This window comes from Chitinophaga sp. G7 BAM 1005 (assembly GCF_057126945.1).
Genome location: NZ_CP181478.1, coordinates 6,662,024 through 6,676,195, shown reverse-complemented (window position 1 = coordinate 6,676,195; position 14,172 = coordinate 6,662,024). Strand labels below are relative to the sequence as shown.

Below are 14,172 nucleotides of genomic sequence, written 5' to 3'. Positions count from 1 at the left end.
TCTCCCTTCTTCATCTATAAAAATAAAATCCTATAAAATTTAAAAAATAAAGGGAGACAAAAGCATCACACTTTTATCTCCCCAAAAAAATCAAACAACAGAAGGTGGGAAAATCAGCGAAATCAACATAATCAGCGTAATCCTGCACCAAGACAATTTAAAGGCGCCGAAGGCGCCCCTCCGCTAAAACTCCGCACTCTTCGGTGTCCGCGGGAAGGCAATTACATCGCGGATGTTCGTCATACCGGTAACAAACAGCATCAGGCGTTCGAAGCCTAAGCCAAACCCGGCGTGCGGCGCAGTTCCAAAACGGCGGGTATCCAGGTACCAGCTTAGTTCTTCTACCGGCACATGCATTTCCTGCATACGTTTTACCAGTTTGTCGTAGTCTTCTTCACGCTGCGAACCGCCTACCATTTCACCAATGCCGGGGAACAGGATGTCCATTGCCCGTACGGTTTTATTGTCGTCGTTGAGCTTCATGTAGAAAGACTTGATCTCTTTAGGATAATCGGTTAAGATCACCGGTTTCTTAAAGTGTTTTTCTACCAGGTAGCGTTCGTGTTCGCTCTGCAGGTCGGCGCCCCAGCCTTCGATCAGGTACTGGAACTTTTTGTTTTTATTATGCTTGCTGTTTTTCAGGATGTCAATGGCTTCTGTATAGGTGATGCGTACAAACTCGTTGTGCAGCACAAATTCCAGCTTTTCAATCAGCCCCATTTCACTGCGTTCCTGCTGTGGTTTTTGTTTCTCTTCTTCCGCGAGGCGGTTTGCCAGGAAATCGAGGTCATCACGATTGTTATCAAGTATATAGCCGATAACAGACTTGATAAATGCTTCCGCGAGGTCCATGTTCTCGTCCAGCTCATAGAAGGCCATTTCCGGTTCAATCATCCAGAACTCTGCCAGGTGGCGGGCTGTGTTGGAGTTTTCAGCACGGAAAGTTGGGCCAAAGGTGTAGATGTCGCCAAAGGCCATAGCGCCCAGTTCTCCTTCCAGCTGCCCGGAAACCGTGAGGTTGGTGGATTTGCCGAAGAAATCTTCCTTGTAATCAATATCGCCGTTTTCGTTCAGTGGCGGTTTTTTCATGTCCAGGGTGGTTACACGGAACATTTCACCGGCGCCTTCTGCATCGGAAGCGGTAATAATAGGCGTGTGCAGGTATACAAATCCGCGCTCATTGAAGAAGCGGTGTACTGCAAATGCCAGTGAATGGCGTACACGGAAGATGGCGCCGAAGGTATTGGTACGGAAACGCAGATGCGCTATTTCACGCAGGTATTCCAGGCTGGGCTTGTTCTTCAGCTGCAGCGGGTATTTTTCCGGATCACAGTCGCCCAGTATTTCCAGGGTGGCAGCTTTTAATTCTACTTTCTGTCCTTTACCCAGGGAAGGAATAATTTCGCCGGTAGCGCTGATAGCCGCGCCGGTAGTGATACGCTTCAGCAGCGCGGCATCCGTATTCTCGGTATTAATTACTATTTGTAAATTATTATTGGTGGAGCCATCGTTCAAAGCTATAAACTGATTGTTGCGGAATGAACGCACCCAACCCTTAACTGTAACTTCGTAATGCGCCTTGTCGTCTGACAAGATTTGCTTGACTTTCACCCTTTGGCTCATAATATATATAATTTTAGGATTGCAAAAATAAGTGGAAAACTTCATAGTATGTAGTACGGGTTCCGGCCTTTTTCCGGGCGGCTACTGCAAAGGAAATGTTAAAAAAGAGGGGCAAACAGGCGCTACCCCAGTATAAACAAGGGTTTGAGCGTGCGGCTAACAGTAGGGTACAGCCCGGGGAAGAGCGGTTTTAGGGGCCACTTTGGGGCAATTTGCACTTAAATATTTTTGGATAATAGTAAAACTTGTTTTAATCTTGCGGTATATTCTGCCTGATTAAGTTCATTTTTCCATCTTCATCGGCAGTTCCTAAACTCAATCATTCCCTATCAAATTTAATAAGCTAATTAAATTTATTGACTCAAAAACAATTATTTGTAATTGGTGTATGTTGGTATGCAGTGGTACCCGCCTCACAACACTTCTAAAATTTGACAACACAGATGATGTACGACATCTTACAACTGAACGACATGCTCGTTCCTGAGCTGCTTGATATTGCAGAGAAACTGGACGTTCCCAACGCAAAAAAACTGAACAAACAGGACCTTATCTACAAAATTCTTGATAAACAAGCAGTATTAGCCTCAGAAGATAACCAAGCCAACGGAGACGAAAAGAAAGCACGGAAACGCAAACCTGTAAAGAAAGACGAAGCAAACAACGCTGCTGAAGAACCTGCTCACGCTGAAGAAAAACCAGCTGCTAAGAAACCTGCAGCAAAAAAAGCTACCGGTACTAAATCAAAAGATGAAGACGAAAAACCGGTAACTTCTGCCAAGCCTAAAATAAAAGATTTTGAAATAGACCTGGACAGTATCCCTTCCCTCACTTTCGATGATGATGACGATATCATTATCCCTTCTTTTACAGAAGATGAAGAGCCGGAAGAGGAAGAAGAAGAAGAAGTGGTAGTAATTCCTCCGGCAGAAGATGAGCTGGACGAAGACGACGATTTTGTAGTACCCGGAGAAATTCCGATAGTACCTGCAGCACAGAAGAACCGCTTCCCTACAAAGAAAGAACCCGTTTTCAATATAGAATTTGATGGTGTTATTGTAAGTGAAGGCGTACTGGAAATGATGCCCGACGGCTACGGTTTCCTCCGTTCTTCCGATTATAACTACCTCAGTTCCCCGGATGATATTTACGTATCTCCGTCGCAGATTAAACTCTTCGGCCTCAAAACCGGCGATACCGTGAAAGGCTCTGTGCGCCCGCCTAAAGAAGGGGAGAAGTACTTTGCTTTGCTGAAAGTGGAAACAATTAATAACAAGTCACCGGAAGAAGTACGCGACCGCGTACCTTTCGATTACCTGACGCCACTGTTTCCTTTCGAAAAACTGAGATTAACCACTACTTCCAATAACTACTCCACGCGTATCATGGATATGTTTACGCCTATCGGTAAAGGACAACGCGGACTGATTGTAGCGCAGCCTAAAGTAGGTAAAACCATGTTACTCAAAGAAGTAGCCAACGCCATCGCTACCAACCACCCCGAAATTTACCTCATGGTGGTGCTGATCGATGAACGTCCGGAAGAGGTAACAGATATGGAACGTAGCGTAAAGGCAGAAGTAATTGCCTCTACCTTCGATGAACCGGCTGAAAAACACGTGAAAGTATCTGCCATCGCACTGCAAAAAGCAAAACGCCTGGTAGAATGCGGTCATGATGTGGTGATCCTCCTCGATTCCATTACCCGTCTCGCCAGAGCGCACAATACCGTGGCACCTGCTTCCGGTAAAGTACTGAGCGGTGGTGTGGAAGCTAACGCCATGCAGAAACCAAAACAGTTCTTCGGTGCGGCACGTAAAATAGAACATGGTGGTTCACTGACCATCCTGGCTACCGCATTGATCGACACCGGTTCTAAAATGGATGAGGTGATCTTCGAAGAATTTAAAGGTACCGGTAACATGGAACTGTTGCTGGATCGTAAACTGGCTAACAAACGTATCTTCCCGGCAATCGATGTTTCTGCATCCTCTACCCGTCGCGATGATCTGTTGCTGGATAAAGATTCCCTGAAACGTATCCACATCCTGCGTAATCACCTGGGTGATATGAACACAGATGAGTCTATGCACTTCATGCTGCAACATATGCGCGGAACTAAGAACAATGAAGAATTCCTGATCTCTATGAACAGCTAGAAACAGGTTATTTTATAAAGGCAAAAACCCGTTACGGTTATCCGTAACGGGTTTTTGCCTTTATAAAATGCTATTGTTTTTTCTGTTGTCCGGGTGCAAATGGTTTGGCCGACTTCGTTCCATAGATCTTTTTTTGTTGTCCCGGTGGTAACCCATGTGGATTGCCTCCCGGATGAGTAGTTACACAACCGCTGTAAATGATAGCGGCGGTAAAAAGCGACAGTACTAACTTTAGGTTTCGCATAACAGTCATTTTAAACAGAATTACGGGTATAACGCAAAAATCCCGCCACAGTAGTACTGCGGCGGGATTATCCAATCTATCTAACCTTATAACTATCTTACATAAAACATCATACGATGCTTAGAATATCCAGTTTACACCAACCTGAAATTCTTTAGGGAAATCGAAGTTAAAAGTGCTGGTGTTGGTTTTAACACCTGTTGGTTCTGCTTTCTTCTGATCGTAAGCGTAGCTCAGACCACCGAATGCGCCTTCCAGCATGAAACGTTTTGTTACGAAGTAAGTGATACCAGGCAATACTTTAACGGAGAAACCATTGTAAGTAGCTGTTTTTGTATCATCGGTTTTGTCTGTACCAAAGTGGTAGCCGGCATTGGCTTCAGCGAAGAATGCAAATTTGCTTTCACCGATCATGTGGTAGTTACGAACAAAAACGCCCGGAGTGATATCGGATGATTTGGTTTTAACACCTGCAACATTTTTGTCGTTGCTGAATTCTGATCTCGCAAATACACCGATAACCCAGTTAGGAGTCAGTGCTACACCAACTTTCGGGCTGATGCCAAAGGAAGTGCTGGTGGTTTTGTTGTCTGTGTCTTTTACTTTTTGTGAGCTGGTCGTAACATTCAGATTACCTCCTAAAATTACATCGCCTTTCGAAAACTGAGCCTTTGCTACTTGTGTGCCGAACAGTGCTACTGCGGCCAATACAATCAACTTTTTCATCTGTCGTTAAATTTAAATATTCATTAAAACTATTCCTGTGTTATTGGTTCTTCTACATACATTCTTAGCAATCCTTGTTGATGTTTGGTCGATATCTTAAGCCATTAAAAAAAATGGTCAGTACTTGTTTTTCACGATCCATAAAGCATTTCAGGGCTTCCCGGTCGTGCGGATCAAAACCTGCCGCCTGCCACTTGCACCATATTACCCATAATCCGAATAATACATTTACAAGTAACTGCGCCGTGAGTGCTGTATCCGTATCCTTGTTGAGCTCCCCGCTGTTCACCCCTTTCGAGATAGTAGCAGCAAGAAAAGAGATTTCCACCTGCTGCAGTAACTCAATCGTTTGCCGCATCCTGCTGGAAGGAACATCCTTGATCCATTCGTTTACGCCAAACAGAAAATGGTATTCCAGCAACATTTTTTCCTTCAGCGCCAGGTAGCGATTCATGATATCCGCGGTACACGGCGCCTCTTCCACATATGCCGACATGTCAATAAAACAATCGGCTATCATGCGCTCTACCACCGCCACATAGATGGATTCTTTATCTGAAAAATAATAATACAAAGAGCCTTTGGAAATTTCCAGATCCCTGGCTATCTCCTCCATAGTAGTTTTAGACAACCCAAACCGCTTGAAGCGCTTTAACGCCGCTTCCAGAATCATTGTTCGTTTCAGGTCCTGTTCTGCCATAGTGTATTGCTAAACAAAACTGACTGTTTGACTATTTTGTTTTGCGGGTCAAATGTACGACCAAAACTAAAACCACCAAATTTTTTGTTAAGAAATTGTTACGTACCCTTCGCGCAATACATTAAAACGAACGGAAAGTCATAGAAATACTTACACATTCACAAAAACATTGGCAAATCGTTAACTAAATCGAAAACATGCCAGCGGAAAAATTGAAATTGTATAATTACCGGGAAGGAATACACGAAGCGGGAACTGCTAATGATGCGCCATTTTATGCAGCAGATCACGTTGCCTTTTTTCGGTAATATCCAGTGTGGTACCGCCTTTCAGTACTACCTTCCCGGAGGAACCATCGAGGTGGCTGATGTTGGATATCTGTATCATCTGGTTGTTGTTGATCTGGTAGAAGTGAAGGGAGGTAAAAAGATCGGCATAGTAGCGGAACGACTGCACCGCCGTAATCAGCTTACCTGAGTTTAAGCGGAACATACAATTATCGCCTTTTACCTCCAGGTATTCAATAGCAGGGATATTAATAGTATAGGCTTCCCCGTTAGTAGCAGGGATCAGCAGTTGCCAGGCCACAGGCTTGCTGTTATTGAAATTTTCCAGCAATACACGGTAACGGTCTTTACTGCCGCCGGTGTTAATCCGTTCTGTGATCAGTGCCACGGCCTGCAACAGGCTTTCTTTGTCAATAGGCTTCAATATCAGCTCCACATCACTGAAACGGATCACATGGAGGAACTTCTTTTCAAATGCAGTTACAAACACCGCTTCAAAAGGGATGTCTGGTAAAGTGCCGGCCAGCACATCAAAGCCGGTACCATCAGGCATTTCAAGGTCAAGAAATACCAGTTCGGGGCGATGCTTTCTTATTTTTTCTATGCCGCCCGCACAATCGGAGGCCATGTCAGCAATCGTAATTTCGGGGCAATATTTACCGAGCATTAACGCGATGATGTCCCGGCTGTTTCTCTCATCATCGATTATAATAGCCTTTATCATAAAAAGTAACATTAACGGATACACTAAATTATAACTGGGGGATCAGTATTTTAACGATCGTGCCGCTATCCGATTCATCCTCAGATGATCTGTCAATAATTTCTATATGGATTTCAGTATTATACATTTTGTTCAGTAACTCAGCGCGGTTCTGGCTTATTTCCATGCCGGACGACTGGTGATGCTTTGGCAGCATACGCAACGATTTGGAACGTGCAATGCCAATTCCGTTATCTGCAATCACGCACTCCAGCATATCTGAAGCCACCTGGTTAAAATAGATGGAAAGCTTTCCTGTTGGCTGTTTGGGATTCGTCATACCATGCTTTACGGCATTTTCCACATAAGGTTGCAACAGCATTGCGGGGATTTCCAGTTCGGCAGTGGCAATCACGGGGTCTACTACTATTTCATACTCCATCCGGTTTTCAAACCGCATCTTCTCTAACCCAAGATAAGTATTCAGATAGGTAATTTCATCTGCCAGGGATATAAAATTACGCCGGGAGAAGTCCAGCGTTTTGCGGATCAGGTAAGAAAAGTCGGAAAGATATTTCTGTGCATACTCATAATCCCGCTGCATCACAAATAATTGTATGGAATTCAGGCAGTTGAAAATAAAATGCGGATTGATCTGTGCCCGGATGGCTTTAAGCTCGATTTCAGTCAGCTTTTTATCATATTCTGTTTCCAGCTGCTTCTTTCGCTGCTCGTCCAGTTCCTGCTTTTTACGCAGGATCTCGGTGGTTTGCTCTTTTACCAGCTCTTCCAGTTGCTCATTCAGCTTCCGCTGCAGCTCTTTGTTTTTATTCAGCTGCTTAATCAGCAGCTCCTGGGTGCGGGTTCTTTCCAGGTGTACCAGTTTATTGCGGTAGCTCAACCCCGCAAGGAAAAACATGGCCTGCAACAGTACGCCGCCAATCAGCAGGATAGTGGGCGCTGCCAGTTCGCCCAGGGCGCTGAGTAAGCCCAGCGGCCGCACATGCATGAGGAAGGAGCCCAGGCAGGCAAGGTATAAACATACCGATCCATACAAAAAGAACCGGACCAGCGGATGGTGGCGGGAACGCCGCGCCAGTGCCACAAATACCGCCAGCAGCGGTACCAGCGTTACAAAATACACATAGCTGTATATGATGGTAGGCATATGGTACTGACCTATCCTGATAAAATACACGCATAAGATGATCAGCCCGCCCACTATCGCCGCTACCCAGGTAAACGCCCGCTCCATAAAAGGATATCGTTCGGTGAGGTTAAGAAAGGCGTTACCAAATAACAGGTACATCAGGTAAAAGCAAAACAGCAGGCCGGGGATATCCCAATAGTATTTCAGCATGGGCCAGCGGTGGAAAAACGATAACTGGTAAGGCTTATCCTCCAGCCGCAACGCAAAGAAGAGGATCAATCCAAGTATATAGGCTGCAAAATAGATATACGATTTGTCGGGTAGCTGGATATAGTTAATAATGGAAATACTAAAAAATACAAGCAGCATACCCAGCAGCACCTGGATTACCACGGCCTCTTTGCGGAAACCGTCCAGTTGTTTGTCCCGGAAGGCGCCATAGGCTTCGGTGCTGAAAAGTGCGGGCATCAGGGCGCCTTCATTGTAGGACTTATTGATGATATGAAGGTAAAATGTGCGGAGCTCTCCCGCTGGTACCTGTACAGCAAATGCGTAGTGGTTCCACCTTTCCACGCCTCCTTTGTCCAGCATTAAACCGGTTTGCATCAGCAGCCGGGGTTTATCGCCCGGAGATTGCGCGTACCAGTACATATAGTCGTGCCAGCCGGAAAACAGGTGGCACGAAAGCGGTTTGTTGCTTTTATTTTTTACAATAAGCCGCAGCCAGCAGTTATTAACCCGTCCGTTATTCTGGGGATTATTATGAAAGATGCTTTCCTGGCGGACAAACGGCATGGTGGCAGCCTGCTCCGGGATCAGGTGTTGCTCATCGGCTGTCAGCACATATAAAAAAGGCCGCAGGTCCAGATTCGCAGGGGCGAAAGCAGTATCAGTGATCAGTGTGTCTACTGGGGTACGATCTATAGTGGCAAAGGATTCTGCAGTGTAACAATACAACAGCAGCATTAGAATAATGCGCTTCACAAAGTGTAATATAAGTTTGGTTATAGCAATTTGTCAATAGCTTTTGCCATTGCTTCATCCTTACCGGTGATGATATCACCGGCATCATGTGTGCTCAGGAAAATTTCCACTTTATTATAAACGTTGCTCCAGTTGGGATGGTGGTCCATTTTCTCTGCGATCAGTGCAACCTTGGTCATAAATGCAAATGCATCCCGAAAGTCTTTGAATTCAAAAGCCCGGTAAAGCTGTTTATTTCTTTCTTCCCACATAAAAAATCAGGAATTTAAAAGGTAAAACATCGGGGTCTGTCATGGAATCTGGTCAAAATATTACCGCTAGTGCGTCGTGCCTCTCCTAAAAAATAAGGTTCATCTTATTCTTGATATCTCTGATATCAAGTAAAGATACTAATTGTACAAGCGGAACAAGGCGTAATTCTTCTAATAATTTTTTTACATCGCCGGGTTGGTAGTAATCACCCTTGATCATCCACAGAAAATTGATCTGTTTAAGTTCAGGCAGCAGGAATTCTGCCTGGCAACGGTTGTTATAAAGGTAGTGTGCTACTGAATTGGTAGGTTCGTGAAACTCAAATACGGGGAAATAGAAAGATCTTGTTTTTTTAGACAGGTTGATTTCCAGGTTGTTATTCACCCGGAAGTTGGTATGCAACTGCCGGTTAATATGCCAGCACAACTGATAATCCCGCGTAGTGGAAGCGATGCCGATTATGTAGGTGCTTTCAAAGAAGTCCTCTACCAATTGGTCGTTGTCCAGTTTGAGCTTGAGTATTGTCATATGGAAAAGTAGCGCTGCACCCTGCCCGGATGTTGAATTAATATTTTATCTTTTCTTTTTACTGCCCTTTTTTAAAGGTTGTCCCGGGTCCCAAAATACGGCTTTAAAATTTTCTATTTTATCTTCTTTTACAACTATTCCTTCCTGTTCCAGCAATTCCTGCATCAGGGTAGGAGTAGCAAAATGACTCCGGCCGCTGAGTTCCCCCTTGCTGTTTACCACGCGATGTGCGGGAACAGGCGGTTTGGCGCTGCCGGCTGCATTCATTGCCCAACCAACCATGCGGCCGGTGAGCTTTAAGCCGGAAGCGTCTGCAATGGCGCCGTAAGAGGTTACCCGGCCGCGTGGTATGGTACGTGCAATTTTAAAAACGGTTTCAAAAAAAGAAACCGGCTCAGCGGCCTTCTTTTCCTTCATCCCTGCGGCGGGCAAGGAGTGCTGATCTTTCGGGTTCGGGTACTTTTTCATAATTAAATGGACAGTGCTTACAGCCGTTGCCACAACAGAAGCCCCGGTCGAGGTGGAATTTTTCGGTAAATACCATATAGCCCTGGGCGTTATAGTAAAAATCAATCTTCTCCACCAACGGTTGCTTCATCGGAAGGCAGTTTAATGCTTTGCCAGTTCAGCGGTGCAGCAGGCAATTGAAATTTGAGATAACGGATCGTTCTGCCATCGGCCAGGTGCATGCCTTCATAAAAGGTCTGGATCCTCAGCAACGGCGGCACTTCCGGTAATGCGTATACATCAGGAATATCTTCTATCAACGTGCATCCGGCCGCGGCAATTACTTCCTGGGTGAAAGCATACAGCTGCGGGGAGTCTGTTTTCAGGTTAATAGTGGCGCCGGGCGCCAGCAAAGGCTGGAACAGCTGCAGGAACTTAGGATGTGTTAACCTTTTCTTCGACTTGGAATTGCGGAGGAAAGGGTCGGGGAAGGTAATCCAGATGTCCTTTATTTCTCCCGGCGCGAAGTAATTATTGAGCTTATCTATTTGCGTACGCAGGAAAGCTGCGTTTGGCAGCGGTTCTTCCATTGCGGTTTTAGCGCCTCTCCAGATGCGGTTGCCCTTGAGATCCACGCCTAAAAAGTTCTGATCAGGAAACAGCCGGGCCATACCCAGGGTATAGTCTCCTTTACCACAGGCCAGCTCTAATGTAACAGGGTGGCTGTTTTTGAAGAATTCATTCCATTTCCCCTGCATACCTTCCGGGTATATCAGTACATTAGGGAAGGTTTCGATTTCAGCAAATCGTTGTAATTTTTTTTGTCCCATTTGCCGCAAAAGTAAGCCGAAAGAAGAAAATATGGATGGATTAGGGGAGGGGGCCCCAAATAAAAAAGCCCGTAAGCATGATAACTTACGAGCTCTTTAAACCAATTAAGCTGTAGGAGGAGGAGTCGAACCTCCACGGGGCAGTTAGCTGTAGCACAAGTAAGATTAGTGGTCAACCCAATTATACTACGTTTATCCTGTGATCCCCACCCCCGAGACAAGAGGGCATGTCTGCCAATTTCATCATCCCACAATGTGTTTGAACCGTTACCAGCTATTGCTTTTCGTTAGCCGTTGTCGTAATGATTATGATGCAAATCTAAAGAGAAGGTGACTTTCTTGCAAATTTTTTAAGAAGAATTTTGGAATTTTCGATATTTTTTAAATATTTGCATATAACTTTAAAACATTCAAAAACAAATTGTAAAAATGAGCCACAATTTGAATATTGACAAACTAGATTTGCAGATTATCAGCGAGATGATGTCTAATGCTGAGATCTCCTACGCCGACCTGGGGAAGAAATTGTTCGTTTCCGGCGGGACTATCCACGTGAGAATGAAGAAATTACAAGAACTGGGTGTAGTTAAAGGTACTAAATTACATGTAGATTTAAAAATGATCGGCTATGATGTGATCGCTTTTATCGGCATTTACCTGGAAAAAAGCTCCATGTACGACACTGTCGCCAAGGAATTAAGGAAGATACCCGAAATGGTGCGCCTTAATTATACAACGGGCAGTTATAGCATGTTTGCTGAGATTATCTGTAAAGATATCACCCAGCTCCGCCGTATCCTCCACGATGAACTGCAGAAAATTAAAGGTATTGAGAGAACTGAAACCCTGATTTCCCTCGAAGAAAGCTTCTACAGAACAATTAACGTGGTGGAGTAATTGGTTTTTAAGAATGGAAAGTTTACCCCTGTTGCCATTTCATTCTTAATTATTAATTTTCATCATGGTTACAACAGAAATTGCTGAAAAAATTCAACGGCTGGAAGAAAAGTATGCCGCTATGGGGCAGAACCTGTCATCCTACCTGGATGGTCTTCTGTACGCGGACTACCTCACTTATTGGGACTATATTCAACTTGATGTACTGCTTAATCTGCAACATCCACGCACACCAATTCCTGATGAAAGGATTTTCATCATCTATCACCAGATCACGGAATTGTATCTGAAATTATCGTTGCAGGCAATCGAACAAATCAGCCTCGCACCCGTACTGTCAGCTGAGATATTTAAAACCCAGCTCAAAAGGATCAATAACTATTTCCACAGTCTTATCAGCTCATTTGAAATAATGGTGGATGGGATGGATAAGGAACAGTTCCTGCAATTCCGCATGGCGCTGTTACCTGCCAGTGGCTTCCAGAGCGGACAGTTCCGCATGATCGAAATCTGCTCTACCCGGTTAAATAACCTGGTATATGAATCCCAGCGCCCGGAAGTGGAAGGGCTGGAACTAAAAGACGTGCTGGACAAAATTTACTGGAGAAGCGGCGCCACTGAACTGGCTACCGGTAAAAAAACACTTACCCTCCGCCAGTTTGAACTGAAATATATGGATACCTTCCTCAAACTGGCTACTGAGTATAAAAACAATAACCTGCTCGCCAGCTATAAAAAGCTCGCCCCCGCAGAACAAACAGAATTAATCCCCCTGCTAAAGGAATACGATCTCAATGTAAACGTGCGCTGGCCGCTGATGCACTACAAATCTGCAGTAAGATACCTGCATAAAAAACCGGAAGACATCGCCGCCACAGGTGGTACCAACTGGCAACAATTCCTGCCTCCAAAAAATAAACGTATCGTTTTCTTTCCCGAACTATGGACGGATGAAGAACTCGGCAACTGGGGCAAAATTGCAATGGGCGAGTAACTAATATCAGATATCCTGCGTGGTAAATCTTCTTAAATAGTAAGCCAGTAACGGAACATCCGCTTTTTCCAGTGGATGTGGCGTATCCGGCATTACCGTTAGCTGCGCCAGCGGAAGGGCGTTGTATACCTCGATGGTTTCCTGGAAAGATACCATGTTGTCGCGGTCGCCCATCATCAGCATGCAAGGGGTTACCACCCGGGCGTAATCTGCCGGTTTCAGCAGCGACTGATGCCCCAGCTCCTCTATCAGCTGCGCCGTGCGCGTTACCACGGTTTTCCAGTCGCTGGCAGTATGCCTTGCCTCCAGCACCCGTGCAAAGGCGGGAACTTTCTCTTCAATTAAATCCGGATTCAGCTGCCGGATCTCTTTACCGGCAGTAGCCTCATTCCAGTTGAACTTGGTGGCCAGCGTAATCACACGCCCCGTTTTTTCCGGGTAATGCCTCGCCAGGTACATCGCCACATAGCCGCCCATGCTGTATCCGAAAATGTGTACAAAGTCGAGTTGATGGGTTTCAAGATAGGATAATACTTCCGCCGCAAATACCTGGATGCTGAACCCCTGCTCGGAAAAAGGCACATCGCCATGCCCGCTGAAATTAATCAGGTGCACATCGTAATGGTTGGACATTTCCTTAGCCAGTGGTTCAAATTGAGAAGAGGCGCCCAGTGCGCCGTGTAAAAAAAGTATGGGGAGTTTATGTGTTTGCATTGACTAAAACTAGCAAACATTTTGGATTTGCCTGTTTGATTGTTTGAATTTTTCAGGGAGATAACATTTTTTATCTCCCTGAAATACTCAAAAAACAGCATCACCAAATCATCTGGCCAGGTATGCTCCATCAATGGGATAGTAGCTGCCGGTTACGAAAGAGGATTGCGGAGAACTGAGCCATAATACCAGTTCTGCTACCTCTTCCGGCTTGCCTAGCCGGCCTATGGGATGCAAACCCACAAGTGCCTGCATCTCCTGCTGGCTCAGATGTTTGGTTAATAATGGGGTTTCAATAAAACCCGGCCCCACAGCGTTTACCCGGATGCCTTTGGCCGAATATTCTACCGCCGCTGCCTGCGTAAGGCCTACCACGCCATGTTTGGCGGCCACATAAGCGCAGGACCCGGCAAAGCCTACCGCTCCCAGTATAGACGCCATATTCACAATTGCGCCGCTCCCGGCCTTTTCCATCACAGGCAACTGGTAACGCATACCATAAAAAACGCCGTTGAGATTTATGTTAATAACTTTTTGCCACTCTTCCAGCTTGTATTCGCCGGTAGGCGCCGCCGCACCGCCAATACCGGCGTTATTGCAGGCAATGTCCAGCTGTTTGAACTCCGCCAGGGTTTTGGATACGAGTTGCTCACAATCCGACGGACTGCTGCTATCCGATTTTACAAAAATGGCCTTGCCACCCTTGCTCCTGATGCCATCCGCCACCGCGTTGCCGCCCTTTTCATCAATATCACTGAGCACCACAGCAGCGCCATTGGCGGCATACAGTTCGGCCACACATTTGCCGATGCCGGAACCTGCGCCTGTAACCAGCGCTACCTTGTTTTTCAATTGGTTCATAACAATGTTTTTTGCTCTAATAAACAATACAGCCCAATGAAATGTTCCTCATATTTTTTTATTATGTTTGCAT

The 14,172-nt window shown here is 45.4% G+C and carries 16 protein-coding genes; 3 read left to right on the top strand and 13 right to left on the bottom strand.

Annotated elements, in window-relative coordinates; all coding sequences use genetic code 11:
- Window positions 1–183 precede the first annotated feature (183 nt).
- Entirely contained in the window at window positions 184–1,623 is a 1,440-nt protein-coding gene (gene asnS, locus ACMXI2_RS26885; protein ID WP_483778998.1) for an asparagine--tRNA ligase, read from the bottom strand.
- A 446-nt stretch (window positions 1,624–2,069) separates the two neighbouring features.
- Here asnS and rho point away from each other — a divergent pair, with 446 nt between their 5' ends.
- Window positions 2,070–3,782 carry a transcription termination factor Rho gene (gene rho, locus ACMXI2_RS26880; protein WP_483782417.1) on the top strand — a complete coding sequence of 571 codons (1,713 nt, stop codon included), beginning with the start codon at window positions 2,070–2,072 and terminating at the stop codon, window positions 3,780–3,782.
- 70 nt (window positions 3,783–3,852) lie between these two features.
- Here the strand turns inward: rho and ACMXI2_RS26875 are convergent, their stop codons facing one another.
- The 10 genes from ACMXI2_RS26875 to trmB form a co-directional block, all read right to left on the bottom strand.
- On the bottom strand, window positions 3,853–4,026 hold the full coding sequence (locus ACMXI2_RS26875; RefSeq protein WP_168771287.1) for a hypothetical protein: 174 nt from the start codon (window positions 4,024–4,026) through the stop codon (window positions 3,853–3,855).
- A gap of 120 nt (window positions 4,027–4,146) precedes the next feature.
- Window positions 4,147–4,752, bottom strand: a complete 606-nt coding sequence (locus ACMXI2_RS26870) for an outer membrane beta-barrel protein (RefSeq protein ID WP_483778997.1) — start codon at window positions 4,750–4,752, stop codon at window positions 4,147–4,149.
- A gap of 64 nt (window positions 4,753–4,816) precedes the next feature.
- Window positions 4,817–5,452 (bottom strand): TetR/AcrR family transcriptional regulator, encoded by a 636-nt coding sequence (locus ACMXI2_RS26865; protein ID WP_483778996.1) that lies wholly within the window; start codon window positions 5,450–5,452, stop codon window positions 4,817–4,819.
- Window positions 5,453–5,710: 258 nt separating this feature from the next.
- Window positions 5,711–6,463: a LytR/AlgR family response regulator transcription factor gene (locus ACMXI2_RS26860; RefSeq protein ID WP_483778995.1), complete on the bottom strand. Its 753-nt coding sequence runs from the start codon at window positions 6,461–6,463 to the stop codon at window positions 5,711–5,713.
- A gap of 28 nt (window positions 6,464–6,491) precedes the next feature.
- Entirely contained in the window at window positions 6,492–8,576 is a 2,085-nt protein-coding gene (locus ACMXI2_RS26855) for a histidine kinase (RefSeq protein ID WP_483778994.1), read from the bottom strand.
- Between the two features lie 20 nt (window positions 8,577–8,596).
- Window positions 8,597–8,827: a 4a-hydroxytetrahydrobiopterin dehydratase gene (locus ACMXI2_RS26850; protein ID WP_483778993.1), complete on the bottom strand. Its 231-nt coding sequence runs from the start codon at window positions 8,825–8,827 to the stop codon at window positions 8,597–8,599.
- A gap of 85 nt (window positions 8,828–8,912) precedes the next feature.
- Window positions 8,913–9,356 carry an IPExxxVDY family protein gene (locus tag ACMXI2_RS26845; RefSeq protein WP_483778992.1) on the bottom strand — a complete coding sequence of 148 codons (444 nt, stop codon included), beginning with the start codon at window positions 9,354–9,356 and terminating at the stop codon, window positions 8,913–8,915.
- Between the two features lie 45 nt (window positions 9,357–9,401).
- A complete protein-coding gene (locus ACMXI2_RS26840) occupies window positions 9,402–9,824 on the bottom strand; it encodes an MGMT family protein (protein ID WP_483778991.1) in 423 nt (140 codons plus the stop codon).
- The gene (locus ACMXI2_RS26835; protein ID WP_079471226.1) at window positions 9,751–9,954 is read right to left on the bottom strand and encodes a C1orf53 family protein; all 204 of its coding nucleotides are present in this window, start codon (window positions 9,952–9,954) and stop codon (window positions 9,751–9,753) included. The genes ACMXI2_RS26840 and ACMXI2_RS26835 overlap by 74 nt, the downstream gene beginning before the upstream one ends.
- The gene (gene trmB / locus ACMXI2_RS26830) at window positions 9,926–10,633 is read right to left on the bottom strand and encodes a tRNA (guanosine(46)-N7)-methyltransferase TrmB (RefSeq protein ID WP_079471225.1); all 708 of its coding nucleotides are present in this window, start codon (window positions 10,631–10,633) and stop codon (window positions 9,926–9,928) included. The genes ACMXI2_RS26835 and trmB overlap by 29 nt, the downstream gene beginning before the upstream one ends.
- A gap of 429 nt (window positions 10,634–11,062) precedes the next feature.
- Between trmB and ACMXI2_RS26825 the strand changes: the two genes are divergently transcribed.
- Both ACMXI2_RS26825 and ACMXI2_RS26820 read left to right on the top strand, forming a co-directional pair.
- Window positions 11,063–11,530, top strand: a complete 468-nt coding sequence (locus ACMXI2_RS26825) for an Lrp/AsnC ligand binding domain-containing protein (RefSeq protein WP_079471223.1) — start codon at window positions 11,063–11,065, stop codon at window positions 11,528–11,530.
- A 64-nt stretch (window positions 11,531–11,594) separates the two neighbouring features.
- Window positions 11,595–12,524, top strand: a complete 930-nt coding sequence (locus tag ACMXI2_RS26820) for a tryptophan 2,3-dioxygenase family protein (RefSeq protein ID WP_483778990.1) — start codon at window positions 11,595–11,597, stop codon at window positions 12,522–12,524.
- Between the two features lie 6 nt (window positions 12,525–12,530).
- Here the strand turns inward: ACMXI2_RS26820 and ACMXI2_RS26815 are convergent, their stop codons facing one another.
- Window positions 12,531–13,238 (bottom strand): alpha/beta fold hydrolase, encoded by a 708-nt coding sequence (locus tag ACMXI2_RS26815; RefSeq protein ID WP_483778989.1) that lies wholly within the window; start codon window positions 13,236–13,238, stop codon window positions 12,531–12,533.
- Between the two features lie 108 nt (window positions 13,239–13,346).
- Window positions 13,347–14,099: an SDR family NAD(P)-dependent oxidoreductase gene (locus ACMXI2_RS26810; RefSeq protein WP_483778988.1), complete on the bottom strand. Its 753-nt coding sequence runs from the start codon at window positions 14,097–14,099 to the stop codon at window positions 13,347–13,349.
- Window positions 14,100–14,172: the final 73 nt, after the last annotated feature.

What these genes read in the sequence shown, in the direction of transcription:
- asnS (WP_483778998.1), bottom strand. Translation starts at nt 1,623, where the DNA reads ATGAGCCAAAGGGTGAAAGTCAAGCAAATCTTGTCAGACGACAAGGCG.
- rho (WP_483782417.1), top strand. Translation starts at nt 2,070, where the DNA reads ATGTACGACATCTTACAACTGAACGACATGCTCGTTCCTGAGCTGCTT.
- ACMXI2_RS26875 (WP_168771287.1), bottom strand. Translation starts at nt 4,026, where the DNA reads ATGCGAAACCTAAAGTTAGTACTGTCGCTTTTTACCGCCGCTATCATT.
- ACMXI2_RS26870 (WP_483778997.1), bottom strand. Translation starts at nt 4,752, where the DNA reads ATGAAAAAGTTGATTGTATTGGCCGCAGTAGCACTGTTCGGCACACAA.
- ACMXI2_RS26865 (WP_483778996.1), bottom strand. Translation starts at nt 5,452, where the DNA reads ATGGCAGAACAGGACCTGAAACGAACAATGATTCTGGAAGCGGCGTTA.
- ACMXI2_RS26860 (WP_483778995.1), bottom strand. Translation starts at nt 6,463, where the DNA reads ATGATAAAGGCTATTATAATCGATGATGAGAGAAACAGCCGGGACATC.
- ACMXI2_RS26850 (WP_483778993.1), bottom strand. Translation starts at nt 8,827, where the DNA reads ATGTGGGAAGAAAGAAATAAACAGCTTTACCGGGCTTTTGAATTCAAA.
- ACMXI2_RS26845 (WP_483778992.1), bottom strand. Translation starts at nt 9,356, where the DNA reads ATGACAATACTCAAGCTCAAACTGGACAACGACCAATTGGTAGAGGAC.
- ACMXI2_RS26840 (WP_483778991.1), bottom strand. Translation starts at nt 9,824, where the DNA reads ATGAAAAAGTACCCGAACCCGAAAGATCAGCACTCCTTGCCCGCCGCA.
- ACMXI2_RS26835 (WP_079471226.1), bottom strand. Translation starts at nt 9,954, where the DNA reads ATGAAGCAACCGTTGGTGGAGAAGATTGATTTTTACTATAACGCCCAG.
- trmB (WP_079471225.1), bottom strand. Translation starts at nt 10,633, where the DNA reads ATGGGACAAAAAAAATTACAACGATTTGCTGAAATCGAAACCTTCCCT.
- ACMXI2_RS26825 (WP_079471223.1), top strand. Translation starts at nt 11,063, where the DNA reads ATGAGCCACAATTTGAATATTGACAAACTAGATTTGCAGATTATCAGC.
- ACMXI2_RS26820 (WP_483778990.1), top strand. Translation starts at nt 11,595, where the DNA reads ATGGTTACAACAGAAATTGCTGAAAAAATTCAACGGCTGGAAGAAAAG.
- ACMXI2_RS26815 (WP_483778989.1), bottom strand. Translation starts at nt 13,238, where the DNA reads ATGCAAACACATAAACTCCCCATACTTTTTTTACACGGCGCACTGGGC.
- ACMXI2_RS26810 (WP_483778988.1), bottom strand. Translation starts at nt 14,099, where the DNA reads ATGAACCAATTGAAAAACAAGGTAGCGCTGGTTACAGGCGCAGGTTCC.